The organism is Nocardia asiatica NBRC 100129, assembly GCF_000308415.1.
GTDB lineage: Bacteria > Actinomycetota > Actinomycetes > Mycobacteriales > Mycobacteriaceae > Nocardia > Nocardia asiatica.
Genome location: NZ_BAFS01000193.1, coordinates 15,218 through 40,540, shown reverse-complemented (window position 1 = coordinate 40,540; position 25,323 = coordinate 15,218). Strand labels below are relative to the sequence as shown.

General features: G+C 69.2%; 26 protein-coding genes. 21 read left to right on the top strand and 5 right to left on the bottom strand.

Annotated elements, in window-relative coordinates:
• Positions 1–29: 29 nt before the first annotated feature.
• The 7 genes from ON27_RS18680 (at position 30) to ON27_RS18650 (ending at position 4,819) form a co-directional block, all read left to right on the top strand.
• Positions 30–1,013, top strand: coding sequence for an LLM class F420-dependent oxidoreductase (locus ON27_RS18680; protein ID WP_043728863.1), 984 nt, complete (start codon positions 30–32; stop codon positions 1,011–1,013).
• A 49-nt stretch (positions 1,014–1,062) separates the two neighbouring features.
• The gene (locus ON27_RS18675; RefSeq protein ID WP_043728858.1) at positions 1,063–1,800 is read left to right on the top strand and encodes a class I SAM-dependent methyltransferase; all 738 of its coding nucleotides are present in this window, start codon (positions 1,063–1,065) and stop codon (positions 1,798–1,800) included.
• Between the two features lie 190 nt (positions 1,801–1,990).
• A complete protein-coding gene (gene rpsP / locus ON27_RS18670; RefSeq protein WP_043728855.1) occupies positions 1,991–2,422 on the top strand; it encodes a 30S ribosomal protein S16 in 432 nt (143 codons plus the stop codon).
• Between the two features lie 94 nt (positions 2,423–2,516).
• Positions 2,517–2,759, top strand: coding sequence for an RNA-binding protein (locus ON27_RS18665; protein WP_011210690.1), 243 nt, complete (start codon positions 2,517–2,519; stop codon positions 2,757–2,759).
• On the top strand, positions 2,760–3,284 hold the full coding sequence (gene rimM, locus ON27_RS18660; RefSeq protein ID WP_043728853.1) for a ribosome maturation factor RimM: 525 nt from the start codon (positions 2,760–2,762) through the stop codon (positions 3,282–3,284). It begins immediately after the preceding gene.
• Between the two features lie 73 nt (positions 3,285–3,357).
• On the top strand, positions 3,358–4,065 hold the full coding sequence (gene trmD / locus ON27_RS18655; RefSeq protein WP_043728957.1) for a tRNA (guanosine(37)-N1)-methyltransferase TrmD: 708 nt from the start codon (positions 3,358–3,360) through the stop codon (positions 4,063–4,065).
• Between the two features lie 181 nt (positions 4,066–4,246).
• The gene (locus ON27_RS18650) at positions 4,247–4,819 is read left to right on the top strand and encodes a TetR/AcrR family transcriptional regulator (RefSeq protein ID WP_043728849.1); all 573 of its coding nucleotides are present in this window, start codon (positions 4,247–4,249) and stop codon (positions 4,817–4,819) included.
• Between the two features lie 48 nt (positions 4,820–4,867).
• On the opposite strand, the gene ON27_RS18645 is transcribed toward ON27_RS18650, so the two are convergent.
• On the bottom strand, positions 4,868–5,719 hold the full coding sequence (locus ON27_RS18645; RefSeq protein WP_043728847.1) for a LuxR C-terminal-related transcriptional regulator: 852 nt from the start codon (positions 5,717–5,719) through the stop codon (positions 4,868–4,870).
• A gap of 99 nt (positions 5,720–5,818) precedes the next feature.
• On the opposite strand from ON27_RS18645, the gene ON27_RS18640 reads away from it, so the two are divergent.
• The 12 genes from ON27_RS18640 (at position 5,819) to ON27_RS18585 (ending at position 19,717) form a co-directional block, all read left to right on the top strand.
• Entirely contained in the window at positions 5,819–7,453 is a 1,635-nt protein-coding gene (locus ON27_RS18640) for an AMP-binding protein (protein WP_043728845.1), read from the top strand.
• Complete coding sequence (locus ON27_RS18635) at positions 7,450–9,090, top strand: AMP-binding protein (protein ID WP_043728842.1); 1,641 nt, start codon at positions 7,450–7,452, stop codon at positions 9,088–9,090. Before ON27_RS18640 ends, ON27_RS18635 begins: the two co-directional genes overlap by 4 nt.
• Before the next feature lie 105 nt (positions 9,091–9,195).
• The gene (locus ON27_RS18630; RefSeq protein ID WP_043728956.1) at positions 9,196–11,580 is read left to right on the top strand and encodes a Tex family protein; all 2,385 of its coding nucleotides are present in this window, start codon (positions 9,196–9,198) and stop codon (positions 11,578–11,580) included.
• A gap of 27 nt (positions 11,581–11,607) precedes the next feature.
• Positions 11,608–12,528, top strand: a complete 921-nt coding sequence (locus ON27_RS18625) for a hypothetical protein (RefSeq protein ID WP_043728840.1) — start codon at positions 11,608–11,610, stop codon at positions 12,526–12,528.
• Between the two features lie 157 nt (positions 12,529–12,685).
• Positions 12,686–13,027, top strand: a complete 342-nt coding sequence (gene rplS / locus ON27_RS18620; protein WP_011210681.1) for a 50S ribosomal protein L19 — start codon at positions 12,686–12,688, stop codon at positions 13,025–13,027.
• Positions 13,028–13,103: 76 nt separating this feature from the next.
• A complete protein-coding gene (gene lepB / locus ON27_RS18615) occupies positions 13,104–13,886 on the top strand; it encodes a signal peptidase I (protein WP_043728837.1) in 783 nt (260 codons plus the stop codon).
• A gap of 48 nt (positions 13,887–13,934) precedes the next feature.
• Entirely contained in the window at positions 13,935–14,720 is a 786-nt protein-coding gene (locus ON27_RS18610) for a ribonuclease HII (RefSeq protein WP_086007509.1), read from the top strand.
• A 46-nt stretch (positions 14,721–14,766) separates the two neighbouring features.
• On the top strand, positions 14,767–15,072 hold the full coding sequence (locus ON27_RS18605; RefSeq protein ID WP_011210678.1) for a DUF2469 domain-containing protein: 306 nt from the start codon (positions 14,767–14,769) through the stop codon (positions 15,070–15,072).
• 100 nt (positions 15,073–15,172) lie between these two features.
• On the top strand, positions 15,173–15,529 hold the full coding sequence (locus tag ON27_RS18600; protein WP_043728835.1) for a YraN family protein: 357 nt from the start codon (positions 15,173–15,175) through the stop codon (positions 15,527–15,529).
• Positions 15,530–17,038, top strand: coding sequence for a YifB family Mg chelatase-like AAA ATPase (locus tag ON27_RS18595; protein WP_043728832.1), 1,509 nt, complete (start codon positions 15,530–15,532; stop codon positions 17,036–17,038).
• Between the two features lie 491 nt (positions 17,039–17,529).
• Entirely contained in the window at positions 17,530–18,741 is a 1,212-nt protein-coding gene (dprA, locus tag ON27_RS18590) for a DNA-processing protein DprA (protein ID WP_083887659.1), read from the top strand.
• Positions 18,742–18,793: 52 nt separating this feature from the next.
• Positions 18,794–19,717, top strand: a complete 924-nt coding sequence (locus ON27_RS18585; protein ID WP_051046751.1) for a tyrosine-type recombinase/integrase — start codon at positions 18,794–18,796, stop codon at positions 19,715–19,717.
• Positions 19,718–20,232: 515 nt separating this feature from the next.
• Here the strand turns inward: ON27_RS18585 and ON27_RS18580 are convergent.
• Positions 20,233–20,730 (bottom strand): GNAT family N-acetyltransferase, encoded by a 498-nt coding sequence (locus tag ON27_RS18580; protein ID WP_051046748.1) that lies wholly within the window; start codon positions 20,728–20,730, stop codon positions 20,233–20,235.
• Between the two features lie 172 nt (positions 20,731–20,902).
• Here ON27_RS18580 and ON27_RS18575 point away from each other — a divergent pair, with 172 nt between their 5' ends.
• Positions 20,903–21,589 (top strand): FHA domain-containing protein, encoded by a 687-nt coding sequence (locus ON27_RS18575; RefSeq protein ID WP_083887655.1) that lies wholly within the window; start codon positions 20,903–20,905, stop codon positions 21,587–21,589.
• Between the two features lie 31 nt (positions 21,590–21,620).
• On the opposite strand, the gene ON27_RS18570 is transcribed toward ON27_RS18575, so the two are convergent.
• The 3 genes from ON27_RS18570 to ON27_RS18565 form a co-directional block, all read right to left on the bottom strand.
• Positions 21,621–22,286 carry a chymotrypsin family serine protease gene (locus tag ON27_RS18570; RefSeq protein ID WP_043728829.1) on the bottom strand — a complete coding sequence of 222 codons (666 nt, stop codon included), beginning with the start codon at positions 22,284–22,286 and terminating at the stop codon, positions 21,621–21,623.
• A gap of 199 nt (positions 22,287–22,485) precedes the next feature.
• Positions 22,486–22,737, bottom strand: coding sequence for a hypothetical protein (locus tag ON27_RS42930; RefSeq protein WP_157227231.1), 252 nt, complete (start codon positions 22,735–22,737; stop codon positions 22,486–22,488).
• Positions 22,738–22,958: 221 nt separating this feature from the next.
• Positions 22,959–24,440, bottom strand: coding sequence for an MFS transporter (locus ON27_RS18565; RefSeq protein WP_157227230.1), 1,482 nt, complete (start codon positions 24,438–24,440; stop codon positions 22,959–22,961).
• 54 nt (positions 24,441–24,494) lie between these two features.
• Here ON27_RS18565 and ON27_RS18560 point away from each other — a divergent pair, with 54 nt between their 5' ends.
• Positions 24,495–25,238: a TetR/AcrR family transcriptional regulator C-terminal domain-containing protein gene (locus ON27_RS18560; RefSeq protein ID WP_043728825.1), complete on the top strand. Its 744-nt coding sequence runs from the start codon at positions 24,495–24,497 to the stop codon at positions 25,236–25,238.
• Positions 25,239–25,323: the final 85 nt, after the last annotated feature.

Sequence of the window (25,323 nt, the reverse complement as noted above, 5' to 3'; positions counted from 1 at the left end):
TTTGCGATCGCGGCGTAAGGTCGGGTTCCGTGACAATCCGCCTCGGATATCAAATGCCCAACTTCAGCTACGGCAAGTCGGTGCGCGAGCTGTTCCCCACAGTGGTCGCGCAGGCCAGAGAAGCCGAAGCCGCAGGTTTCGACACGGCCTTCGTCATGGACCACTTCTATCAACTGCCCGGCATCGGCACGCCCGACGAGCCGATGCTGGAGGCGTACACCGCGCTCTCCGGTCTGGCCGCGTCCACGGATCGAATCCAGTTGTCCGCCTTGGTGACCGGCAACACCTACCGCAACCCTGCCCTGCTCGCCAAGACCGTCACGACGCTCGACGTGGTCAGCGGCGGCCGCGCGGTGCTGGGGATCGGCGCCGGCTGGTTCGAGCTCGAGCACCAGTCCTACGGCTTCGAGTTCGGCACCTTCACCGACCGGTTCGAACGCCTCGAGGAGGCGCTGCAGATCGTGCGGCCGATGCTGCGCGGCGAGCGTCCCACCTTCCACGGTTCGCGGTACCGGGTGGAGAACGCCATGAACGAGCCGCGCCTGCGCGACGACCTGCCGATCCTGCTCGGCGGCAGCGGCGAGAAGAAGACCTTCGGCCTGGCCGCCCGCTTCGCCGACCACCTCAACATCATCTGCAACGCCTCCGAGCTGCCGCGCAAGATCGATGCTCTGCGCGAACGCTGCGCCGAGGCGGGCCGCGATCCGCAGACGCTGGAGACCAGCTACCTGTGCTTCGTGATGATGGACGAGGACGGTGACCTGGTGCGCAAGCAGCAGCGGGATTACCTCGGCCGCATGGGAATCGACCTTGCGGAACTGTCGGAGTCCGAGCGCGCGCAGAGCCCGGCCGACCGCCAGTTCGTCGGCACACCGGACGATGTTGCCGAACAGCTGCGGACCCGTGTTCTCGACCGGGGCGTCGACGGGCTCGTCGTCAACATGGTGTTCAACGGGCACGAGCCGGGCGCGGTCGAACTGGCCGGGCGCACCTTTGCTCCGCTGGTGGGCTGACGAGCGCGAACCGGGCGCGAATGCCATTGGCGCTGGTTACAATCGGCCGATGATGGCTCCTCCGTGGCGAGCGTCGTACGGTTTCGACGCGCCCTCGGTGTTGCTGTTGCTCGGAGTTCTCGCGGTCGGATATCTCGCCGCCGCCCTGGTGGTGGCGCTGTTCCAGCAGTCGCGTCCGAGTCTGCTGCTCCTGCTGATCGGAGTCGTGCTGGCCGCGCAGTTCGGGTTGTTCCTGCACGCCACCCGCCGTGGCAAGTTCCAAGTCTGGGCGGGCCTGCTCGACGACCTCGAACTGCGCGGGGACGAACGACTACTCGACATGGGGTGCGGGCGCGGCGCGGTACTGCTGGCGGCCGCGCGCCGGTTGCCCGCCGGCCGCGCGGTGGGCCTGGACCTGTGGTGCTCGGCCGACCACTGCGGCAACACTCCGGCCACGGCCGAGCAGAACGCGCTCGCCGAGAACGTCGCCGACCGGATCGAACTGCGCACCGGCGACATGACCCGCATGCCGTTTCCGGACGGCGCGTTCGACGTGGTCGTCTCCAGCTTGGCGATCCACACCATCAGAACCGCCGAGGGTCGTGCGGCCGCGGTGCGCGAGGCGTACCGTGTGCTGCGTCCGGGCGGCAGACTGGTCATCGTCGACATCGGCAAGACCCGCGAATATCGCGCCGTCCTGACCGCGAACGGGGCGACCGCCCTCACGCTGCGCCCCGTGGGCTGGCGGATGTGGTGGGGCGGCCCGTGGGTGCCCACCCGCGCGCTCACCGCCACCGCACCGGCCTAGGGGACGGACGCGATTTCTGGCGCGATCATCTCGTCTGGCAGAATGGACCACCGTCCTTCCGGACAAGTGTCAGCCCGTCTCCGGTTCCGTACCGCGCGGCGGTCACACACTCGAAAGCGCAAAACCGGGCTCGCAGACCATGCGGGTCGCCGAATTGCGTCGTGACCAATTAACGAAAGGCAGATCAGCAGTGGCTGTTCGCATCAAGCTCACCCGCCTGGGCAAGATCCGCAACCCGCAGTACCGCGTCGTCGTCGCGGACGCGCGCACCCGCCGGGACGGCCGGGCCATCGAGTCCATCGGCAAGTACCACCCGAAGGAAGAGCCCTCGCTCATCGAGATCGATTCCGAGCGCGCGCAGTACTGGCTGGGCGTCGGCGCACAGCCGACCGAGCCCGTCCTCCAGCTGCTGAAGATCACCGGCGACTGGCAGAAGTTCAAGGGCATCGAGGGCGCCGAGGGCACCCTGAAGGTCAAGCCGGCCAAGCCGTCGAAGCTGGACCTGTTCAACGCCGCGCTGGCCGCCGCCGACAACGAGCCGGTCGCCGAGGCGGTCACCCCCAAGAAGAAGGCCAAGAAGGACGCCGAAGAGGGCGCCGAGGCTGCCGAGGCCACCGAGTAATGAGCGGGCGTTTCCCGTCCACCCCGTACCTGTCGCGAGCCGTCCACAGACCGGCCCGGACGACGGGTGAGTCGCGTCTCGAGGTGATGGAGCAGTGAGTGCCGTCGTCGCCGATGCCGTCGAGCACTTGGTGCGCGGCATCGTCGCCAATCCCGACGACGTGCGCGTCGAGCTGATCACCGGCCGTCGCGGACGCACCGTCGAGGTACACGTGCATCCCGATGACCTGGGCAAGGTGATCGGCCGCGGCGGACGGACCGCGACCGCGCTGCGCACCCTCGTCGCCGGTATCGGCGGCCGGGGCATCCGGGTCGACGTGGTCGACACCGACCAGTAGATGGAACTCGTCGTCGGACGGGTCGCCAAGTCGCACGGCGTGCGCGGCGAACTCGTCGTCGAGGTACGCACCGACGAGCCCGAGGCGCGCTTCGCGCCCGGCGCCACGTTGCGGGGCCGGTTGCCGCGAGCGGCGGAGGTCCGCGAGTTCACCGTGGAGTCGGTCCGGGAGCACTCGGGCCGGCTTCTGGTGTTCCTGGCCGGTGTGGCCGACCGTACCGCCGCCGACGCGCTGCGCGGCATGCTGTTCCTGGTCGACAGCGCCGACCTCCCGCCCTCGGAGGACCCGGACGAGTTCTACGACCACGAGCTGGAGGGGTTGGAGGTCCGGCTCACCGACGGCACCGTCGTCGGATCCGTGCGCGAAGTGCTGCATTCCGCGGCCGGGGAGTTGCTCGAGGTGCGCGCCGCCGAGGACGGGCGGGAGATCCTGATCCCGTTCGTCACCGCCATCGTGCCCACCGTGTCGCTCGCCGAGGGCGTCATCGTGATCGATCCGCCCGAAGGTCTGCTCGACCCGGAATGAAGTGGTCGCGCACCCGATCGCGTGGCGCTCACTCGGCCGACGAGGTGCGGCCCGGCGGCGACAGGAGACATGCATGAAACTCGACGTCGTCACGATCTTCCCGGAGTATCTGGAGCCGCTGCGCACGGCGCTGCTCGGCAAGGCGATCGACAAGGGACTGATCTCGCTCACCGTGCACGACCTGCGCCGCTGGACGCACGACGTGCACAAGTCCGTCGACGACGCCCCCTACGGCGGCGGGCCGGGCATGGTCATGAAGCCCACCGTCTGGGGCGACGCGCTCGACGAGGTCTGTCCCGCCGAGGCGCTGCTGGTGGTGCCCACCCCGGCGGGTGTGCCGTTCACCCAGGCCACCGCCCACCGCTGGGCCGCCGAGGAGCATCTGGTCTTCGCCTGTGGCCGCTATGAGGGCATCGACCAGCGCGTCTTCGACGACGCGGCCCGTCGCGTGCGAGTCGAGGAGGTCAGCATCGGCGACTACGTGCTGATCGGCGGCGAGGCGGCGGTGCTGGTGATGACCGAGGCGGTGGTCCGGCTGCTGCCGGGTGTCCTCGGCAATCAGCTCTCCCATCAGGAGGATTCGTTCTCCGACGGGTTGCTCGAAGGCCCCAGCTACACCCGTCCGGTCTCCTGGCGCGGCCTCGATGTGCCGCCCATCCTGCTGTCCGGCGACCACGCGAAGGTGGCCGCTTGGCGGCGCGAGCAATCCCTCGCCCGCACCCGGGAACGCCGCCCGGACCTGCTCGCGGACCCGGACATGCCGCAGGGGCCCGGCCGGTAGACCGGGATGCCTGCTCGGCGCGCCCAGGACGAATCCTCGGGCGTTGCTCACGACCCCGGTTCGGAGTCGGTGCCGCGGAGCGCTGCCCGACCGGGGCGGTCGCCGCAGCGTTGCGCCGGTCCGGATCGCGGTCCACGCAAGCCTGCGTCGAGTAGCGCCGGGAGCCCACTTCGCTGAGCGAATGCCGCCTGACACTCGCTCCGCGCTGCTCGATTCGGCGATCCGGCTGCTGGACGCGGGCGGTGTCGAGGCGGTGACCCTCCGCGAGGTCGGCCGCGGCGCGGGCGTGTCGCACAACGCCCCCTATAAGCACTTCGCCGACAAGGAGGCGCTGCTCGCCGCGATCGCCGCGCGCGAACTCACCGAGCGCGCCGCGATTCTCGCCGGGCTCTCGCACAGTCAACCGACTCCTGTCGCGCTGCTTCGCGAGGTTCTGCACACCTATATCGCCTGGGCGCTGACCTATCCTGTCCGCTTCAGGCTGGTCTTCGGACCGTGGACGGTCGACTCTCCGGAACTGGGCGAGGCCGCCGACGCCGCGCAGGACGCGTTGATCGACGTCGTCGCCCGCTGCCAGGCCGCTGGCGAGCTTCCCTCAGGCGACCCCGTCCGCCTGGCGGCCCTCCTGCGCGCATGGGCCCACGGCGCCGCCGACCTGTCCGCGGCGGGCCACCTCGCCGCGGACGGCAAAGGCCATGCCGATGCCACCGACCTGGTGGACGACCTGCCGGCCTATCTCCGTCCTGCGGCGTGACGGGGAAGGCTGCCGAGGCGCCACTTCCGGTGCGTTGAGGACTCGTCCTCAGGGCAGCAAGCCGTGGCGGCGGGCCGCTACCACCGCCTCGTGCCTGGAGTGGGCGTCGAGTTTGACCATCGCGTTGCGCAGGTAGCTCTTGACGGTTTCCGGGCCGAGTGAGAGGCGTTGCGCCGCTTCTTGATTGGTGCAGCCCAAGGCGATCTGGGCGAGCACGTCGAGTTCGCGGCGGGACAGGCGCGGGCTGTCGGGGTGCGGTTCGCCGGCCAGGACCCGGGTGAGTCGTTCGCACACCGCGTGCAAGCGTCCGCGCAACCGGTCGTCCTCCGCGGAACGCGCCATGCCGCGCAGCTCGGCGTGGATATCGCGCAGCTCCTCGGTGACGGCCGGGGCGGCCGGGGCCGACGGGGCGGCCAGCTCCAGCATGCGCACGCGACGGTCGACCTCGTCGCGGATGGCGATCTCGGAGGCCAAGCGGCGTCCGGCCTGGACGACGAGATCGGCGGTGCGGTCGCCCAGCGGGCTGACGCCCCTGGTCGCGGCGTAGAGCACCGCGCGTGCGCGCTGGTCCACCACCACGGGGACGGCGAGCACGGAGCGGATGCCCTCACCGGAGACCGGCCCGTCGTAGTCGTGGGTGATCGAGGAAGCGCGGCGATAGTCGGAGACCGCGGCGGGCCGTCCGGATTCCATCACCCGGCCTCCCAGCCCCGAAGTCCGCGCGACGGCCAAGCCGCGCAGGCCGTTGGTCAGCGTGCCGACGAATTCCGACAGCAACAAGGCGTCACCGTGCACTTCGCCGCCGAAGGCCACCGGCACACCCGCGGTGCTCGCCACCCAGCGGATCTCGGCGCGCAGGGCGTCGCTGTCGCGGGGGCGCAGCAGAGCGGTGTGGGTCACGAGACTCACCCCTTTTCGGGGGTAGTGGACAGCGGGATGTGACCCACATCCTATTGCACACCCGGGTTGCGCTGGATCACAGAACGAGGAGAACCGAAGATGGGCACCGATCCGAATCAGCGGGTGCGCGAACTGCTGGACTGTTACGACCGCGGTGACGCGTCGGCCGCCGACCTGCTGTGCGATCGGCATCCCGCCGACCGGGTCGCCTTCACGATCGTCGAGGCCGACCTGTCCTCGACCGACCTCACCTACGGCGAACTGCGCGAACGCTCCGCCCGCTGCGCCGCCGCGCTCGCCGAACTCGGCGTCGAACCCGGCCACCGGGTCGCGACGCTGATGGCGAAGTCGGCCGACCTGGTGGTCGCTCTGCTCGGCATCTGGCGCCGCGGCGCGGTGCATGTTCCGCTGTTCACCGCGTTCGCACCACCCGCCATCGCCCTGCGGTTGAACGCGAGCCGGGCCTCGGTCGTCATCGCCGACGCCGACCAGGCGCCGAAGCTGGCGCCAGGGCCGGATCTGCCCGCGGACCCGCCCTGGCGCTTGATCGTCGCCGGCGCCGAGGCCCCCGGGGCGGCCGTGGCGATGGACGAACTGCTCGACGCCCATTCGGCCACCCACCCGAGCGCCCGTCCCGTCGCGGTGGGCGGCGACGGACTGCTCGTCCAGCTGTTCACCAGCGGCACCACGGGCACGCCCAAAGGCGTCCCGATTCCGCTGCGCGCGCTCGCGTCCTTCCACGCCTACCAGGAACTCGCGCTGGACGTGCGGCCCGCCGACGTCTTCTGGAACGCCGCCGATCCGGGCTGGGCCTACGGGCTCTACTACGCCATCCTCGCCCCGCTGGCCACCGGCGTCCGCAGCATCCTGCTGCACGCGCCGTTCTCCGCCGCGCTGACCTGGCAGGTGCTGGACACCTTCGGCGTCACCAACTTCGCCGCCGCCCCGACGGTCTATCGCGCGCTGCGCTCCGACAGCGCCACCCCGCCCGTGCATTCCAGGTTGCGCCGCGCCTCCTCGGCAGGGGAGCCGCTGACCCCCGAGGTCGTCGCTTGGTCCGTCGAGTACCTGGGCGTCGCGGTGCGCGACCACTACGGCCAGACCGAGCACGGCATGGTGATCTGCAACGCCTGGCACGAAGACCTCGACACGGAGACTCCCGCCGGATCGATGGGCCGTGCGTTACCGGGCTGGACCTGCGCCGTGCTCGCCGACGACGCCGACGTCGCCGCTCCCACCGGCGAAGTGGGCCGAGTCGCGATCGACACCGAACGCAGCCCGCTGCTGTGGTTCCTCGGCTACCTCGACGCACCGGAGCGCACCGCGCAGCGGTACACCGCCGACGGTCGCTGGTACCTGACCGGGGACGCGGGATCGCAGGACGAGAACGGCTTCTTCCGCTTCTCCGCCCGCGACGACGACGTGATCATCATGGCGGGCTACCGCATCGGCCCGTTCGAGGTGGAGAGCGTGCTGGTGCTGCACGAGCAGGTCGCGGAGGCGGCGGTGGTGGGCGTGCCGGACGAACTGCGCGGCGAAGTGCTGGAGGCGTTCGTCGTGCTGCGCGACGGCCCGACGGGAAGTCCCGGCCTGGAAGCCGAGTTGCAGTGCCTGGTGAAGAAGAAGTTCGCCGCACACGCCTACCCGCGCAGGGTCCACTTCGTACCCAACCTGCCGAAGACGCCCAGCGGCAAGGTGCAGCGATTCGTGCTGCGGCAGGGCGGTGCGCGATGACGTCGGTCGCGCGGCCGCCCGTGCCCAGCTACGCCTGCGGGGTGTCCGACATCCCGCTGCTCGGTGACACCATCGGCGGCAATCTCGATCGGACGGTGGCTGCGTTCCCGCAGCGAGAAGCGCTGGTGGATTGCCCGACCGCACGTCGCTGGACGTATCGGGAACTCGGCGCGGCGGTCGATGCCCTGGCCTGCGGCCTGGCCGGACAAGGCATCGGCAAAGGGGACCGGGTCGGCATCTGGGCGCCGAACTGCGCGGAATGGTTCGTGCTGCAATACGCCACGGCGAAGATCGGCGCGATCCTGGTCACCGTCAATCCGGCCTACCGCACCAGCGAACTGGAGTACGTGCTGCGCCAGGCGGGCGTCCGGTTGCTCGTCGCGGCCGAGCGGTTCAAGTCCTCGGACTATGTCGCGATGATCGAGCGGGTCCGGCCGAAGTGCCCGGGACTGGCGCAGGTGCTCGTGCTGGGCACACCCGAGTGGGAGGCGCTGGCCCGCACCGAGATCGACCCCGCCCGGCTCGCCGCGCTCGGCGCGCGACTGTCCGCCGACGACCCGATCAACATCCAGTACACCTCCGGCACCACGGGTTTCCCCAAGGGCGCCACGCTCAGCCACCACAACATCCTGAACAACGGCTATTTCGTCGGCGAGCTGTGCGGATATACCGAGCAGGACCGGATCTGCGTGCCGACCCCCTTTTATCACTGTTTCGGCATGGTCATGGGCAATCTCGCGAGCACGAGCCACGGTGCGGCCGTCGTGATCCCCGCGCCGTCGTTCGATCCGAGAGCGACCTTGGCCGCGGTCGAGGCCGAGCGATGCACCTCCCTCTACGGCGTGCCCACCATGTTCATCGACATGCTCGCCGAACTGGATGCGGCCACCGTGGAGCTGTCCACGCTGCGCACCGGCATCATGGCGGGTTCACCCTGTCCGGTCGAGGTGATGAAGCGGGTGATCGACCGGATGGGCATGCGCGAGGTGTGCATCTGCTACGGCATGACCGAGACGTCTCCGGTCAGCACCCAGACCCGCCGTGACGACGGCATCGACCGGCGTACCGCCACGGTCGGCCGGGTCGGGCCGCATCTGGAGGTCAAGATCGTCGATCCCGCAACGGGACTGACGGTGCCGCGCGGGGAACCGGGCGAGCTGTGCACCCGCGGCTACTCGGTGATGCTCGGCTACTGGGACGATCCGGAAAAGACCGCCGAGGTCGTCGACGCCGCCCGCTGGATGCACACCGGCGACATCGGCGTGATGGACGACGAGGGATACCTGGCCGTCACCGGCCGGATCAAGGACATGGTCATCCGCGGCGGCGAGAACATCTACCCCCGCGAGATCGAGGAATTCCTCTACACCCATCCCGACATCCTGGACGCGCAGGTGATCGGGGTGCCCGATCCGAAGTACGGCGAGGAGCTGATGGCCTGGGTCCGGATGCGGGAGGGCGCAACGCCGTTGGACGCGACGGCGGTGCGCGAGTTCGCCACCGGCAAGCTGGCGCACTTCAAGATCCCGCGCTACGTGCACGTGGTCGAGCAGTTCCCGATGACGGTCACCGGCAAGATCCGCAAGGCCGAGATGCGGCAGCTGTCGCGGCGGCTGCTCGGGCTGGGCGACAGCTGAGGTTCGGAGGTTCACCTGGGTGTGGATCGCCTGTCAGGCGGCGACGGTAGTGTCTCGGTCGTGACGACAGCGCCCGAGACTGCCAGTGCAGAGTCCACACCCGCCGTGCCACGCTCCGACGCCGCGGGCCCAGCCAGCGTGAACCGGCGCATCGCCGAGGAACTCGCGGTGCGCGAGACCCAGGTGCGCGCTGCTGTCGAGCTCCTCGACGGTGGCTCGACGGTGCCGTTCATCGCCCGGTACCGCAAGGAGGTCACCGGCGGGCTGGACGACGCGCAGTTGCGCGTGCTCGACGAGCGTCTGCACTACCTGCGCGAGCTGGACGAGCGCCGGGCCGCGATCATCGAATCCATCCGGGGCCAGGGCAAACTCGACGACGCCCTGCACCGGCAGATCCTGCTCGCCGAGACCAAGGCCCGGCTCGAGGACATCTACCTGCCGTACAAGCCGAAGCGGCGCACCAAGGCGCAGATCGCGCGCGAGGCCGGGCACGAGCCGGTGGCCGACGCCCTGATCGAGGATCCGAACACCGATCCGGCGCAGTACACCGCCGAGCAGCTCGACGGCGCGCGCGCCATCCTGGTCGAACGCTTCGCCGAGGACGCCGACCTGGTCGGCGAGCTGCGTGAGCTGATGTGGAACCGCGGACAGGTCACCTCGACCGTGCGGGCGGGCAAGGAGGAGGCCGGCGCGAAATTCGCCGACTACTTCGATTTCAGCGAGCCGTTCGACAAGCTGCCCTCCCACCGCATCCTCGCGCTGCTGCGGGGCGAGAAGGAGGAGGTGCTCACGCTGCACCTCGAGCCGGACACCGAGGAACCGCAGCCGGGCGAGTGCACCGTCTACGAGGGCCGCATCGCCGCCCGTTTCGGCATCGCCGACCGGGGCAGGCCCGCCGACTCCTGGCTGCTGGACACCGTGCGCTGGGCCTGGCGGACCAAGCTGCAGGTCAGCCTCGGCATCGACACCAGGATGCGGCTGCGCCAGGCGGCGGAGAAGGACGCGGTCGACGTGTTCGCCGCGAACCTGCGCGACCTGTTGCTGGCCGCGCCCGCGGGCACCCGCGCCACGATGGGCCTGGATCCCGGCTACCGCACCGGCGTGAAGGTCGCGGTGGTCGACGCCACCGGCAAAGTGGTCGCCACCGAGGTGATCTACCCGCACAAACCGCAGGGCCAGACGGAGAAATCACTGGCCGTGCTGGGCGCGCTGGTCGCACGATTCGGCGTGGAGCTCATCGCCATCGGCAACGGCACCGCCTCGCGCGAGACCGACGCACTCGCCGCCGAACTGATCGCCCGCATCCCGGAGAACAAGCCGACCAAGATCGTGGTGTCCGAGGCGGGCGCCTCGGTGTACTCCGCATCGGCTTACGCCTCCCAAGAGCTGCCCGAACTCGACGTGTCGCTGCGCGGCGCGGTGTCCATCGCGCGGCGGCTGCAGGACCCGCTGGCCGAGCTGGTGAAGATCGACCCGAAGTCCATCGGTGTCGGCCAGTACCAGCACGACGTGTCCGAATCGCTGCTGGCCCGCTCGCTGGGCGCGGTGGTCGAGGACGCGGTGAACGCGGTCGGCGTCGACGTGAACACGGCCTCGGTGCCGCTGCTGTCGCGGGTGTCCGGCATCGCCGGTTCGGTGGCGGAGAGCATTGTGGCGCACCGGGACCAGAACGGCCCGTTCCGCAGCAGGACCGCGCTGCTGGACGTGCCGCGCCTGGGCCCGAAGGCGTTCGAGCAGTGCGCGGGCTTCCTGCGTATTCGCGGCGGCGACGATCCGCTGGACACCTCCGCGGTGCACCCCGAGGCGTATCCGGTGGTGCGGCGCATCCTGGAATCGACCGGTCGCGGTATCGCGGAGGTCATCGGGAACACCACGGTGCTGCGCTCGCTGCGCGCCGGGGATTTCACCGACGAGCGTTTCGGTGTCCCCACCGTCAGCGACATCATCGCCGAGTTGGAGAAGCCGGGCCGTGACCCGCGCCCGGAGTTCAAGACCGCGGAGTTCGCCGCGGGTGTGGAGAAGGTCGCCGACCTGAAGCCCGGCATGGTGCTCGAGGGCGTGGTGACCAATGTGGCGGCGTTCGGCGCGTTCGTCGACGTGGGCGTGCACCAGGACGGCTTGGTGCACGTCTCGGCCATGTCGCACAACTTCGTCAAGGACCCGCGCGAAGTGGTGAAGTCCGGCGACGTGGTCAAGGTGAAGGTGCTCGAGGTGGACGTGGCCCGCCAGCGCATCGGCTTGACCCTGCGCCTGGACGACGAGCCCGGCGCGCCCGCCAAGGGCGGCGACAACCGGCAGCGCGGCCAGGGCGGCCAAGGCGGCCGGTCCGGGGGCGGCGGCGAGCAGCGGCAGCGGCAGAATGGTCAGAAAGGTCAGCAGGGCCAAGGCCGCAATCAAGCACAGAACCGCGGCGGCAATCAGCGCCGCAACGCGCCCGCGCCGAGCGGCGCGATGGCGGACGCGTTGCGCAGGGCGGGCTTCGGCCAGTAGTCCGGCGCGCGGGAGGGAGTAGCGGCCATGCGACGGTGGCTCCACGAGGACGTGATCGCCCAAGGGCGGCTGCCGTTGCTGTGCTTCCTGCTCGGGTTCATCGTCGGGTTCCTGTTCATCCGCGTCAGCGTGCGGCTGATCCGCGCGCGGGTGCGCTGGTGGCCGGGCAACCTGCGGGCCGGTGACACCCACGTCCATCACATGGTCTTCGGGGTGATCCTGGTGCTCGTCTCGGGCATCGGCATGGTCACGGAGTACCAGAGCACCGACACGACCACGGCCAGTGTCCTCGCGGCCGCCTTCGGCGTCGGCGCGGCACTGGTCCTGGACGAATTCGCGCTGATCTTCTACCTGCGCGACGTGTACTGGGAGGAACAGGGACGCACGTCGGTGGACGCGGTGTTCGTCGCCCTCGCGGTGACGGGGTTGCTGCTGCTTGGCTTCCACCCGCTGTGGCTGCTGGACATCAACGACTTCCGGCGCGACCCGAGCGTCGAGGTCCGTCTCTTCGTCGTCGTGTTCTCCGTGGTCAACCTGGCGCTGGCCGCCATCGTCATCGCCAAGGGCAAGATCTGGACCGGCCTGTTCGGCATGTTCTTCCTGCCGCTGCTGGTCGTCGGCGCGCTGCGACTGAGCCGCCCGGGTGCGCCCTGGGCACGCTGGCGTTACGGCGATCGCAGGCGCCTGATGTACCGGGCCATCGTCCGAGAACGGCGCTATCGCCGACCGGTCATCCGCGCGAAGATCTTCGTGCAGGATCTGGTCGCCGGCAAACCGGACGTCGAACATGTCCGCACCGCGGCGGAGGCGGAACTCACCCGCACGGTGGTGCCCGCGCCGCCCGCGCCGCACCGGCCCCATTCGCTGTGGCATTCCGATCACGGTCCGCTGCACGCGCCCAGCCCGCCGCCCGAACAGGACGCCATCTCCGGCGAACGGAACCACTGAGGGGCCGATTTCTTCCGCAGCGCGCCGATCTGGCACAATGCACAGGTTGCCCTGGGTGATTGTCGACCCGGCGCACCCCATTGATCGGAGCATGAACCGGCCGAGCACGTCCAGTGCCGCCAGGGTCCTCTGTTCGCGCGAAACCATAAGGATGGAAATGAACACCCTTGACTTCGTCGACGAGAAGTCGCTGCGCAGCGACGTCCCCGACTTCCGGCCGGGCGACACGCTGAACGTGCACGTGAAGGTCATCGAGGGCTCGAAGGAGCGCATCCAGGTCTTCAAGGGCGTCGTGATCCGTCGCCAGGGTGGCGGCATCCGGGAGACCTTCACGGTCCGCAAGGTGTCGTTCGGTGTCGGCGTGGAGCGCACCTTCCCGGTGCACAGCCCGAACATCGACCACATCGATGTCGTGACCCGCGGTGACGTCCGCCGCGCCAAGCTGTACTACCTGCGCGATCTGCGCGGCAAGGCCGCCAAGATCAAGGAAAAGCGCTGAGCTAGCCTCTCGGCACACAGATTTTCCCCAGCCCGGCATCGGACCTCGGTTTCGCTGCCGGGCTAATCTGTTCGGCGTGGCAGACGAAAGTGGGTCGGTGTCGGTGTCCGAATCGGGCGACGAGAAAACGCGGGCCGGTCGCGCGAAGCGGCGGGCGAAGAAGAAGCAGCGGCCGTTCTGGCAGGAATTGCCGATCCTCATCGTGATCGCGGCGGTGATCGCCGCGCTGATGGTCACCTTCGTCGGCCGGCCGTACGTGATTCCGTCGGAGTCGATGGAGACCACGTTGCACGGGTGCGCCGGATGCACCGGCGACCGCATCTACGTGCAGAAGCTGAGCTACTACTGGAGCGACCCACAGCCGGGCGACGTGGTCGTGTTCGTCGGCCCGCCCTCGTGGAACACCCACTACAAGTCCATCCGCTCGGACAATGCCGCCATCCGCGGCGTGCAGAACTTCTTCTCTTTCTTCGGCCTGGTGCCGCCGGACGAGAACGATCTGGTGAAACGAGTTATCGCGGTCGGCGGTCAGACCGTGGAGTGCTGCGATCCGCAGGGCCGGGTGATCGTGGACGGCAAGCCGCTGGACGAGCCGTACGCGCGCTACCTCGCCCCGTACGTGCCGGGCCAGCCCTACAACTCCACCGGCGGCCGTGAGTTCAAGCCCGTGAAGGTTCCCGAGGGGCATCTGTGGGTGATGGGCGACAACCGCAACCAGTCCGCCGACTCCCGCGCGCACATCAACGACGAACTGCAGGGCACCATCCCGGTGGACAACATCCGCGGCAAGGCGGTGTTCAAGATCTGGCCGCCGGGCCGGATCGGTCCGGTGCACACGGAGAATCCCCAGCGGAACTGATCACGCGGGGCGCGGGATAATCGGACGGTGGGGCAAGGGCGAGTGCCGGTGGGTAATGGTTGGCCGCCGCGCGTGGTGATGCGCAGGGCCGGAGGGTTGCGCACACTCGAGGCGGCGTTGATCCGCAGTGGTCTCGGGCCGGTCGCCGGAGTAGACGAGGCGGGCCGGGGGCCGTGCGCGGGACCGCTGGTCGTGGCGGCGTGTCTGCTCGCCCCGAAGGCCTACGACAAGCTGGCCGGTCTCGACGACTCCAAGAAACTCACCGAGGCCACCCGCGAGGAGCTCTACCCGGTGATCATCCGGCTCGCGCTGGCCTACCAGGTCGTCGTCATACCGGCCTGGGAGATCGACTCGATCGGCATCCATGTCGCCAACATCGAGGGCATGCGCCGCGCTGTAGCCGGGCTCGGCCAGGAGCCCGGTTACGTGCTGACCGACGGGTTCCGCGTTCCCGGCATTCCCGTGCCTTCGCTGCCCGTGATCGGCGGCGACGGGGCCGCGGCCTGCATCGCCGCGGCCAGCATCCTGGCCAAGGTCACCAGGGACCGCATCATGGTCGAACTGGACCAGCGGTTCCCCGGCTACGGCTTCGCCGCGCACAAGGGCTACAACACGCCCGAGCACACCGCCGCGCTGCACCGCCTGGGACCGAGCAGTGAGCACCGTCGCTCCTGGCGCAATGTCCGCGAGGCCGCCGGGTTGCGGCCGGTCGCGGCGGCGGCGGACACCGCGGACGCGGTGCTGGCCGAGGGCCTGGACGAGGCGCTGTCCGAGCAGTTTCCGAACGGGCGTACGGCTGGCCGAGTGGCTACCGACGCAGCGCATGCGCGATGATGTCATCACACGACGCGATGCGGCGAGAAGGAGGACGTCCCACCCGATGAGTGCCGAGGACCTCGAGAAGTACGAAACCGAGATGGAGCTCTCGCTGTATCGCGAGTACAAGGACATCGTCGGTCAGTTTTCGTACGTGGTGGAGACCGAGCGCCGCTTCTACCTGGCCAATTCCGTGGAGCTGCGGCCGCAGAACGCGGACGGTGAGGTGTACTTCGAGGTGCGGATGAGCGATGCGTGGGTGTGGGACATGTATCGCCCGGCGCGCTTCGTCAAGCACGTCCGGGTCATCACCTTCAAGGACGTCAACATCGAGGAGCTGGAGAAGCCCGACCTGCGGCTGCCGGAGTAGCGGCCGGAAAGTTCTGCACAGCGGCCCGGTTGTCCACAGGTTTCCTGTTCTCCCAGGTCGGCGGCGCTGACCTGATTCGGAGTCGGTGCACGCTGACCGGGTGACGGACAAACAGGCGCTCGGCGCGCACGGGGAGGAACTGGCGGCGGAATTCCTGCGCGCCGCGGGGATGGAGATCGTCGCGAGGAACTGGCGTTGCCGATACGGCGAGCTGGACCTGATCGCACGCGACGGGGACGTGACCGCGTTCGTGGAGGTCAAGACCCGTTCCGGCCTCGGTTACGGCACACCGGCCGAGTCGGTCACCTTCGCCAAACAGCAGCGTATTCGCCGTCTGGCGCTGCTGTGGCTGGCCGAGCAGGACGGTCCGTGGCGGCGCATCAGGTTCGACGTGGTGTCGGTGCTGGCGGTGCGAGGTCGCGCGCCGGTCATCGACCATCTCGAGGCGGTGTTCTGAATGGCCCTCGGACGGGCGCACTCCGTCGCGGTCACCGGCGTCGACGGTTTGCTCGTCGAGATCGAAGCCGATATCGGGCAGGGTCTGCCCTCGGTCCACCTGGTCGGGCTGCCCGACACCGCGTTGCAGGAATCTCGCGACCGGATCCGTTCGGCGGTGGCGAACTCGGGGGAGAAGTGGCCCGACGGCCGGGTGGTGCTCGCGCTGTCGCCCGCGACCTTGCCGAAACTGGGCAGTGTCTACGACTTGGCGCTGGCGGTCGCGGTACTCGAGGCGTCGGGGTCGGTTCCCTCCGAGCGGCTCGCGAAGACGGTGCTGCTCGGCGAACTGGCGCTGGACGGGCGGGTGCGCCGGGTGCGAGGCGTCCTGCCCGCCGTGATCGCGGCGCGCAAGGCCGGTTGGTCGACTGTCGTGGTACCGGCGGCGACCATGGCCGAGGCCGGGCTGGTCGAGGGTATCGAGGTCTTCGGGGCGCGCAATTTGCGTGGGGTCGTGGCGTGGCTGCGCGGCGAAGGCTCGCTCGACGAGCCGGACAACGCCCTGCCGGACACCGTGCGGCAAGGCGGCGATCTGAGCGAGGTGGTGGGGCAGGAAGAAGCGCGCTGGGCCTTGGAGGTGGCCGCCGCGGGCGGCCACCACCTGCTGCTCACCGGCCCGCCCGGTATCGGGAAAACGATGCTGGCACAACGGCTTCCAGGACTGCTGCCACCGCTCACCGAGACCGAGGCGCTGGAGGTGACCGCGATCCACTCGATGGCGGGCACGCTCGCCGGTGACCAGCCGCTGATCACCGTGCCGCCGTTCGTCGCGCCGCACCATTCGACCTCCGTCACCGCGATGATCGGTGGCGGGTCGGGGACTGCCCGGCCCGGCGCGGTCAGCCGGGCCCACCGTGGCGTGCTGTTCCTCGACGAATGCGCCGAACTCGGCACGAAGGTGCTGGAAGCGATGCGAACACCGTTGGAAGAGGGCGAAGTACGCATTGCCCGGCGCGACGGTGTGGCGCGGTACCCGGCGCGCTTCCAGTTGGTGCTCGCCGCGAATCCATGCCCGTGCGCCCCGGCCCGCGACGTCGACTGCATCTGCGCGCCGCTGGCTCGCCGCCGCTACCTCGGCAAATTGTCCGGACCGCTGATCGACCGGATCGACATCTGGGTACGGATGCACGGGCAGTCCGGCGCGGCGTTCAGCACCGACGCCGCCGAGAGCAGTGAAGTGGTGCGGGGCCGGGTCGCGCTCGCGCGGCACGCCGCCGCCGAGCGCTGGCGCGAGTACGGGTGGCTCACCAACGCCGAGGTCCCCGGTCACATCCTGCGCCAGGGGTTCCGGCTACCCCGCGAGTCCCTGGCTCCCGTCGAGACGGCGTTGCGTCTCGGCCGCATGTCCGCGCGCGGCGCGGACCGCGCCATCCGGGTCGCGTGGACCATCTGCGATCTACGCGGCGGCGAACTACCCGCGGCCCAGGATGTCCTGGCCGCGTTGAACTTCCGTCAGAGGGGTGCGCAATGAGCGCGCCGGTGCCGACCGAGGGTGCGGCGAATGTGCCCACGGTGGACCTGCCCACCGCGGTGAGCGGATCTGCGGCCGCCCACGTGCCTGCGGTGGTGGACGCATGTGTGCCTGTGTCTGCGGTGGAAGGCGTGCCTGTAGCCGCGAATCGGGTCGCGATGGATGTGCCTGCGGCCGTCAGCGTGCCTGTGGCGATGAACGTGCCAGAGCGCGTGTCGGTGGTGGACGTGCCCGTGGTGGATGTGTCCGTGGTACCGACAGCTGCGCTGAGTGAATCTGCGGCCGCCGATGTGCCTGCCGTGGCGGACGTGCCTGTGGCGAAGGGTATGCCTGCGGCGGCGAATGTGCCCACCGTGGATGTGCCTGCGGTGGACGCGCCCGCCGCATCAGCTGCCCCGGAGATACGAGCGGCCGTCCACGTGCCTGCCGTGGTCGACATGTGGGCGGTCGAGGACGCGCCTGTGGAGGTGAAGGTGCCTGTGGCGGTGGACATGCGAGCGGCGGGTGGCGTGCGGGCGGCGGATCTCACTGCGGGCGTCGACGCGCTTGGGACCGGGTCGCCGTCCGGTGCAGGCGATTCCCGGCGGCTCGCGTGGGTGTACTTGTCGCGGGTGGTGCAGGGGCCGTGCGCGCCGCTGTCGGCGCTCATCGAGTCGGTCGGGGTGGTCGAGGCGGCGCGTGCCGTGCGGGAGTGCGCGCTGCCCGAACCGCTGCGCGGGCCGACGGCGCAGCGGCGGGAGATCGATGTGGCGGCGCGGGATCTGGAGACGATCGAGCGGATCGGCGGACGGGTGGTGACGCCGGACGATCCGGAGTGGCCCGCATGGCGCATGCTCGGTCTCGCGCAGCTCGAGCCAGGACGGGATCGCGACGGAGCCGTTCCGCTCGTGCTGTGGGCGCGCGGCCCCCGCTCGCTGCTGGAATCCAGCGAGCGTGCCATCGCGGTGGTGGGATCGCGGTGCAGCACCGGGTACGGAAACCGGGTGACGGGGGAGATCGCGGGCGATCTCGCCGCGCAGGGGTGGACCATCGTGTCCGGTGCGGCATTCGGGATCGATGGTATGGCGCACCGGGCGGCGCTGGCGGTGGAAGGTCCGACGATCGCCGTGCTGGCCTGTGGCATCGACCGGCCCTACCCGGCGCAGCACGAGCGCCTATTGGCGGACATCGCCGAATCCGGCTTGGTGGTCAGCGAGTACCCGCCCGGCGTCACCGCGCAGAAGCACCAGTTCCTAGCCCGGAACCGCTTGATCGCAGCTCTGGCCGACGGTGTGCTCGTCATCGAGGCGGGGCTGCGCAGCGGCGCACGCAACACCGTCAAATGGGCACGCCGCCTCGGCCGTCCGGCCCTGGCCGTGCCGGGCCCGGTCATCTCGGCCGCGTCGGTCGGCTGCCACCGCATGATCCGTGACGGGGAAGCCCTTTTGGTGACCCGTGCCGAGGAAGTCGTCGACGAGGCGGGGCCGTTGCGATTGTCGCTTCCCGCGGCGGGGGCGGGCGGTAGCCCAGAGGATCAGCTGACCGGTGACGAGGCGCTGACCTTCGCCGCCCTGCCGAGAGTGGGATCGCGGTTGCCTCTCGAGGTGTCCCGGCAGTGTGGCTTGTCCCTACCGGTGGTACGTGCGGCATTGGCCGCCCTCGAATTGGCCGGCCTGGTGGCCAGTGACGAAAGTGGCTGGCACCGAACGGCACGGCGCCGGTGAGCATTCGGCGCGGTGGCTTGCCATCCGGGGTGCGGGCCGGGACGGTGGAAGGATGGCGGAACTGCCCGAAGATCTGGAAGCGCTGCTGGTGGAATACGGCAGGCATCTGCGGCTCGGGCGCAACCGCTCGGAGCACACGGTGCGGGCGTATCTGGGAGACGCTCGGTCGCTGCTGGAGCACCTGTACACGCGGTCGGCGGATTCGGCCATCCGCGAGCTGGACCTGCTGCTTTTACGGTCGTGGCTGGCTCAGCAAGCGGCCGCGGGCGCGGCGCGAACGACTGTGGCGCGGCGGGCGTCCTCGGCACGCACCTTCACCGCTTGGCTCACCCGCACCGGCCGATTGCCCACCGATCCGGGGCTGCGGCTGGGTTCACCGAAAGCACATCGTGTCCTTCCCGCCGTGCTCGGGCGCCAGCAGGCGCTGGGGGCCATGGACGCGGCGGAATCCGGCGCCGCCCAGCGTGACCCGATGGCGCTGCGGGATCGGGCGATCGTGGAACTGCTGTACGCCACCGGCATCCGGGTCAGTGAGTTGTGCGGGCTCGACATCGACGACGTGGACCGTGAGCGGCGGGTGGTGCGCGTGCTCGGCAAAGGCAACAAGGAACGATCGGCGCCGTTCGGCGCCCCCGCCGACGAGGCGGTCGCCAACTGGCTCAGCCACGGGCGTCCTGCCTTCGCCACCGTCGAATCCGGCCGAGCGCTGCTGCTCGGCCGCCGCGGCAGGCGGCTCGATCAGCGTCAGGCCAGAACCGTGGTGCACGACGTCGTCTCGGCCATCCCGGGCGCCCCCGACATGGGTCCCCACGGCTTGCGGCACACCGCCGCGACCCACCTCCTCGAGGGTGGCGCCGACCTGCGTGTGGTCCAGGAACTTCTCGGCCACGCCAGCATGGCCACCACCCAGCTCTACACCCACGTCTCCATCGACCGCCTCAAGAAAGTGCACGACCAGGCACATCCCCGTGCCTGACACGGCTCACGCGGCGCGGTCATCAATCGGCCAGGCGCCGATCGACCGGGCGTAGATCCCGGCGCCAGGCACGGTGCACGACCGCGGAATCATCGCTGCCGCCCGGACGGTCTTGTAGCCGCCGTGGAGGCGAGTGAGGCATGTGCAGGTGGCGTGTCCGGGGTGAGATGTGTGCAGGCGGGCGTGTCCGGCGTGAGGTGTGTGCAGGTGGCGTGTCCGGGGTGAGGTGTGCAGGCGGGCGTGTCCGAGGTGAGGCGTGGGCACGAGGCGTGTCCCGGGTGAGGTTTGTGCAGGGCTGCGGAACGGCGGCTGCACCATGGCGAGGGCAAATAGTGGGGCGGTGTCGGTGGCGTCGGCGTTGGTGTCGGTGGCCCCTGTAGGCGTCGAGTCGCGGAGTTACGGCCGTTGTCCTCAATCCCGGCGCAACGCCGAGACGTGCGCCAGGGGGCTTCAATTTCCGCAAGTAGGCAGCGGTGCGGAAACCGTCGGACAAGCGCCGCCGGAAACGCACTAGCTCACGGACTCATGTAATGGCGCACCTGAGCGTCGTGTCCATCCGTGGTGCGCCAGCCGCCGGGCCCGGTGTGCACGTGCCGCCATCCGAGTCGCTCGTACATCGCGATCGCCGCCGCGCTGTCGGACGTCACCGTGAGAACCGCGCGCCGCCCGCGGTCTGTGGCCATGCCTACGGCCGCCGTCAGCAGGCGCGTACCCGCTCCCGCTCGCCGCGCGGCCGGGACGACATACAACCGGATCACCGAGACGACAGCCTCCGTACCGGCCGATTCGCGAACCCCCTCCGGTGTTCCGCTGCTCGCACCCAGTCCGACGTGTCCGACCACGCTGCCGTCGCGGACGGCGACGACGGCCGCGAGGAGCTTGGGGGGCGAGAGCCATGCCGCCGGGTCCGTCGGCCAGGTTTCCGGATAGTGGTCGACCTCGTGGACTATTCGCAGGGCGGCAGCGCAGGCGTCGAGGTCGACGCTGGTTCGCGGTCGGATGAGGACGCTCATCCGACGATCCTGTACCGACGCCTCGTCAAGGGCGCGCACTTGATCCTCCGCCCGCCCCGGTCAGGCACCGAAGTAGGCGAAACCGCGTGTGATCGCCGCCGAGGAAGCGCACTCTGAAGGTAGCGAATCGGTGCCCGCAGTTCATGACGTACTTCGATGGGAAAGACGGACGATGTCTACGTCCACCGGACCACAGGCCCTGCGTCGCGGAACCTACCCATTGGCAGGACAGTCCGCGTGGCGGCGGTCGGCCGCAATTTCTACCACCACCCGGCCCGTCGGCGGGGAAACGGTGCGCGAGATTTCCCTGGATGGCGGAGTGTCGACCGTGACCATAGGACGCTCCGCCGCAGCCGATATCGTCTTGACCGACGCGACTGTATCCCGCCTGCACGCGATTATCGAGCGGGTGTGCGGATGTTGGGTGATCGTCGACGACGGACTGTCGAAGAATGGCACATTCGTCAATGGCGAACGTGTCGGCGGGCGGCGAAAACTCCACTCCGGCGACACTGTTCGCGTGGGTCGATCGGTATTCGTGTTCAGGGCCGCGGCACCCTCCGACGAGGAAATGACGCTTGCTCATTCGCCGCTGCTCAACCGGAATTCGCTGACGCCGGCCCAGCATATGGTTCTCGAGGCGCTGTGCCGCCCGTACGACGCGCGAAACGCGTATTCGTATCCCGCGTCCAACGGTGAGATCGCCGAAGATCTGTGCCTGAGCATTTCGACGGTCAAGACGCATATGCGGGCGCTTTTCCGTATATTCCAGGTCGAAGCCTTACCGCCGAACCAGAAGCGATTGTTCCTGGTCGAGCGCGCCATCGAATTCGGTGTCGTCACCGACCAGGAAAGGTAAGGCTCCGGCTGGATGGTGGAAGGCTGTCCGGTCAGATCGGCTGGAAGCCGGCCCCGGCGCCACCGCGCGCGTTCGCGTCGGCGACCACCGCGTTGATGTCCGTCCCGAGCTGCGGTCCGAGGCAGGGGACGACGAGGTAGCCGTTGACCATGCCGACGAGCGTGGTCCCCACGACGACCGGCCCGCCCGAATCACCTTCGACGACACACGTCCCGGTCCAGGTCGCATTGCCGGCCGTGAACACGTCGCCGAAAGCGGGCCCGCAGGTCCGGCCGGTTGTCCTGCCTTCTTTGCAGACGACGTCGGGGTAGCGGGCGGGTCCGCCCAGGCCGGTGATCGTCGTTCCGCCCACTTGGTTCACGGGGACGACCTTCCCCGGATCGAACACGATCACGGCGTAATCCAAGCCGCTGTTGGCGTAGTCGACAGTGCCGACGACACCGGCGTCGCGATTGCTTTCTGCGACGACCGTGGCGTTCGCTTCACCGCAATGAGCCGCGGTGAACCCGACCAGCCGACCGCCGGAGTCACGCCCGATCGTGGTGAGGGTGCAGATGTTCTGACCGCCGACGACGATGCCCGAGCCGCCGCCCAGAACGGACGGAGTCTCGGCGTGTGCGGCCCCGGGTGCCCCGAACAGCGCCGTGCCGGCGGCAAGTGCCGCGGCAGCGCTTACGAGTTTCCTGAACTTGGCCATCCGGTAATTCAACCGCACTTATCCGCACCGCATGTTCGATTTGCAGAAGTTCCCCGACCGGGTGCGTCGATGGAACGGCGACATATTCGGTCCGCTCCATCGACGGAGAACCCGGTCGGGGTATGTACGAGACACTCGCGACGCAGCCCGAGGCGCGCCGCATCACGTTCTGGCCCTCAGCTTCTTCTAGGGAGCGTGGTCAGGCGGCGCAGACGAATACGGCGACCGCGTTGACGACCGGAGGAAGGAGCAGCAAGGGAGCGCAGAAAATGCCCAGCGGCCAAATCAGGCCCAGCGTCGCGGGCTCGACCTGTGCCGGGATCGGTGTGGAATTATCCGTCACGGGTCCCGGGGTTACGTCCGGGGCAGCGGAAGCAAAACCTGAACCGAGTGCGATGATCGGTGCGAGCGCTACCGCCGCTGCCGTTGCGCGCATTTTGTTCGTGGTCATGATGTCTCCAGGGGATAGGTTGCTTCACTAGCCCTCGTTGCTTGAAGGCCGTTGTCTGTGAACACTTTCAACTCTGCTCGGAGCATGCGCGCGAGACCATCAGCCCCCGGGTTGGAATCATTCATACCGGGGATCCGAGAAGGACTGCTGTCGCGTCCCGGAACCCCGTAACCGCCGGGTCGGCGGCGCCGCGACGGATGCGATGACCACTCCCGCGCCCGTCACGGCCCCGACGACACGATCACCCGTTCGCGACCGGGACGGTTTCCGGCTGCTCGGCCGCCTGCGGCCGCCGCGCGCAGCAGGATCGCGCCGAGCAGGGCGGCGGCGATGCTGAACCCCGCGCTGATCCACGCGCCGGCGGACATGGCGGCGGTGAAGGCGTCCTTGGCCGGCTCCAGGTAGCCGAGCTGGAAGGCGGCTCCGATGGATTCGCGGGCCGCGTCAGGGGCGTCGGCGGGCATGTTCGAGGTGAACACCCCGGCCAGCACACTGCCGAGGACGGCGATGCTGATCGCCATGCCCACCTGCTGCAGCGTGTCGTTCATCGCGGAGCCGACACCGGCGTGCTGCAGCGGGATGGCGCTCATGATGGCCGCGTACGCGGCCGGTCCCGCCAAGCCGCCGCCCACGCCCATCACCAGCATGCTGACCAGGATCCACAGGTATCCGCCTGCGACGGCGAGGATGCCGAAAGCCGCGCCCATGACGAGCAGGCCGGACACGATCAGCGTCTTGTTGCTCAACGTCTTGCCGAGCGTCGCGCCGAGCCCGTTGCACACCGCGGCGGCCAGGGCGTACGGCAGCAGCGCCAGTCCGGCCTTCATCGGGCCGTAGCCCAGGACGAACTGCAGGTACTGCGTCAGCATGAGCATGACCGCGCCCATGCCGAAGACCATCAGCAGCAGGGTCAGACAGGTGCCGGTGAAGTCGCGGCTGCGGAACACCGCGAGCGGCAGCATCGGATGTGCCGATCGGCTCTCCCACACGACGAAGGCGGCTGCCGCGACGACGGCCAGCGCGATCACGCCGACGTTCCACTCCCGCTCGATGATCACGTAGACCGTCGCGCTCAGCGCTACCACGGACAGGACCACCCCGACGAGGTCGAGCGGCCGTTGCTCGCCGGTGGTCTCGGGCATCAGCACGACCGCCGCCGCGATCGCGAGCACGGCGACCGGGACGTTGAGCAGGAACACCGACCCCCACCAGTAGTGCTGGAGCAGAAAGCCGCCCAGCGTCGGCCCGGCGACGATGCCGACCATGGAGACCGTCGACCACGCCGCCATCGCAGTTCGCCGCTCGTCCTCGGCGAAGGTGGTCATCAGGATCGACAGTGTCGAGGGCATCAGCAGTGAACCGCCGACGCCCATCGCGGCGCGCGCGGCCACGACCTGCCACGGCTCGGTCGCCAGCACGGCGGCCAGCGATGCCACGCCGAACACCGCCAGTCCGGTGATCAGCGCTCGACGCCTGCCGAAGCGGTCGGAGAGGCTTCCCGCGGTGAGCAGCAGCCCGGCGAAGACCAGCACGTAGGCGTCCAGAATCCACTGCACGTCCGACGGCGTGGCGCCGAGCTCGGTGATCAGCGACGGGATCGCCAGATTGAGCACGGTGCTGTCGAGCATGAGCACGAGCAAGGACAGACAGAGGACCCCCAGAATCCACCAGCGGCGGGGGTCTCGTACAACGTTCGATTCCACTCGCACAGTGTACGAAAAACTCGAACAGTGTTCGAGCAATTATAAGATCGTGTTGTGACCAAGCAGTTCGACTCGGTATGGACCAAACAGCCGCGCCAGCCCAAGTCCGCGGGGCTGCATCGCGAGCAGATCATCGGCGCGGCCGTGGAACTCCTCGACGCCGAGGGGCTGGAGTCGCTGAGTATGCGCAAACTCGGCGCGAAGCTCGGTGCGGGCGCGACGAGCCTGTACTGGCACGTCGCGAACAAGGACGAACTGCTGGAGTTGGTGCTCGACCAGTTCTGGGGCCTGGTGCGGACTCCGGAACCCGAACAGGCATCCTGGCGCGAACTGCTGACCACCTTCGCCTACAGCTTCCGCGCGAGCATCCGGGAGCATCCCTGGATGGCGACGCTGGTGGGGCGATTGCCCAGTATCGGCCCGAACTCGCTGCGTCTGAACGATCGGCTGCGCCGCGCATTCGTCCAGGCCGGATTCCAGGGCATCGACATCTACTTGGCCAGCGGAACAGTGCTGTGTTTCGTCCTCGGTCAGGTGTTGCCCGAGATCGCCTGGGACTCGGCGTACAAGGGAGCCGAGATCGACACCGACGGCATGCTGCGCGTGATGACCGAACTGGCCGGCGACTACCCCGAAATGCTCGCGGACTACCAGGCGGCCGTGCCGACGGATCCGGAAGTCGCGCGCGCGATGGCCTTCGACTTCGGCCTGCTGTGCGTCCTCGACGGCTTGGAGGCCCGCCTGCGGGGCGCGGAGCGATCCCAGGAGTCGTCCCAGGCTCGCAATCAGGGGGAGTGAATGGTCGTAACTGAAACAAGTTCCCCTGGTGTGAATATCTGATGGTGAACCTTATTGTGTCGCTAAACTGATACGCGTTATATGG

What these genes read in the sequence shown, in the direction of transcription:
- ON27_RS18675 (WP_043728858.1), top strand. Translation starts at nt 1,063, where the DNA reads ATGATGGCTCCTCCGTGGCGAGCGTCGTACGGTTTCGACGCGCCCTCG.
- rimM (WP_043728853.1), top strand. Translation starts at nt 2,760, where the DNA reads ATGGAACTCGTCGTCGGACGGGTCGCCAAGTCGCACGGCGTGCGCGGC.
- trmD (WP_043728957.1), top strand. Translation starts at nt 3,358, where the DNA reads ATGAAACTCGACGTCGTCACGATCTTCCCGGAGTATCTGGAGCCGCTG.
- ON27_RS18650 (WP_043728849.1), top strand. Translation starts at nt 4,247, where the DNA reads ATGCCGCCTGACACTCGCTCCGCGCTGCTCGATTCGGCGATCCGGCTG.
- ON27_RS18640 (WP_043728845.1), top strand. Translation starts at nt 5,819, where the DNA reads ATGGGCACCGATCCGAATCAGCGGGTGCGCGAACTGCTGGACTGTTAC.
- ON27_RS18635 (WP_043728842.1), top strand. Translation starts at nt 7,450, where the DNA reads ATGACGTCGGTCGCGCGGCCGCCCGTGCCCAGCTACGCCTGCGGGGTG.
- ON27_RS18625 (WP_043728840.1), top strand. Translation starts at nt 11,608, where the DNA reads ATGCGACGGTGGCTCCACGAGGACGTGATCGCCCAAGGGCGGCTGCCG.
- rplS (WP_011210681.1), top strand. Translation starts at nt 12,686, where the DNA reads ATGAACACCCTTGACTTCGTCGACGAGAAGTCGCTGCGCAGCGACGTC.
- ON27_RS18605 (WP_011210678.1), top strand. Translation starts at nt 14,767, where the DNA reads ATGAGTGCCGAGGACCTCGAGAAGTACGAAACCGAGATGGAGCTCTCG.
- ON27_RS18595 (WP_043728832.1), top strand. Translation starts at nt 15,530, where the DNA reads ATGGCCCTCGGACGGGCGCACTCCGTCGCGGTCACCGGCGTCGACGGT.
- dprA (WP_083887659.1), top strand. Translation starts at nt 17,530, where the DNA reads ATGCGAGCGGCGGGTGGCGTGCGGGCGGCGGATCTCACTGCGGGCGTC.
- ON27_RS18585 (WP_051046751.1), top strand. Translation starts at nt 18,794, where the DNA reads ATGGCGGAACTGCCCGAAGATCTGGAAGCGCTGCTGGTGGAATACGGC.
- ON27_RS18580 (WP_051046748.1), bottom strand. Translation starts at nt 20,730, where the DNA reads ATGAGCGTCCTCATCCGACCGCGAACCAGCGTCGACCTCGACGCCTGC.
- ON27_RS18575 (WP_083887655.1), top strand. Translation starts at nt 20,903, where the DNA reads ATGTCTACGTCCACCGGACCACAGGCCCTGCGTCGCGGAACCTACCCA.
- ON27_RS18570 (WP_043728829.1), bottom strand. Translation starts at nt 22,286, where the DNA reads ATGGCCAAGTTCAGGAAACTCGTAAGCGCTGCCGCGGCACTTGCCGCC.
- ON27_RS42930 (WP_157227231.1), bottom strand. Translation starts at nt 22,737, where the DNA reads ATGACCACGAACAAAATGCGCGCAACGGCAGCGGCGGTAGCGCTCGCA.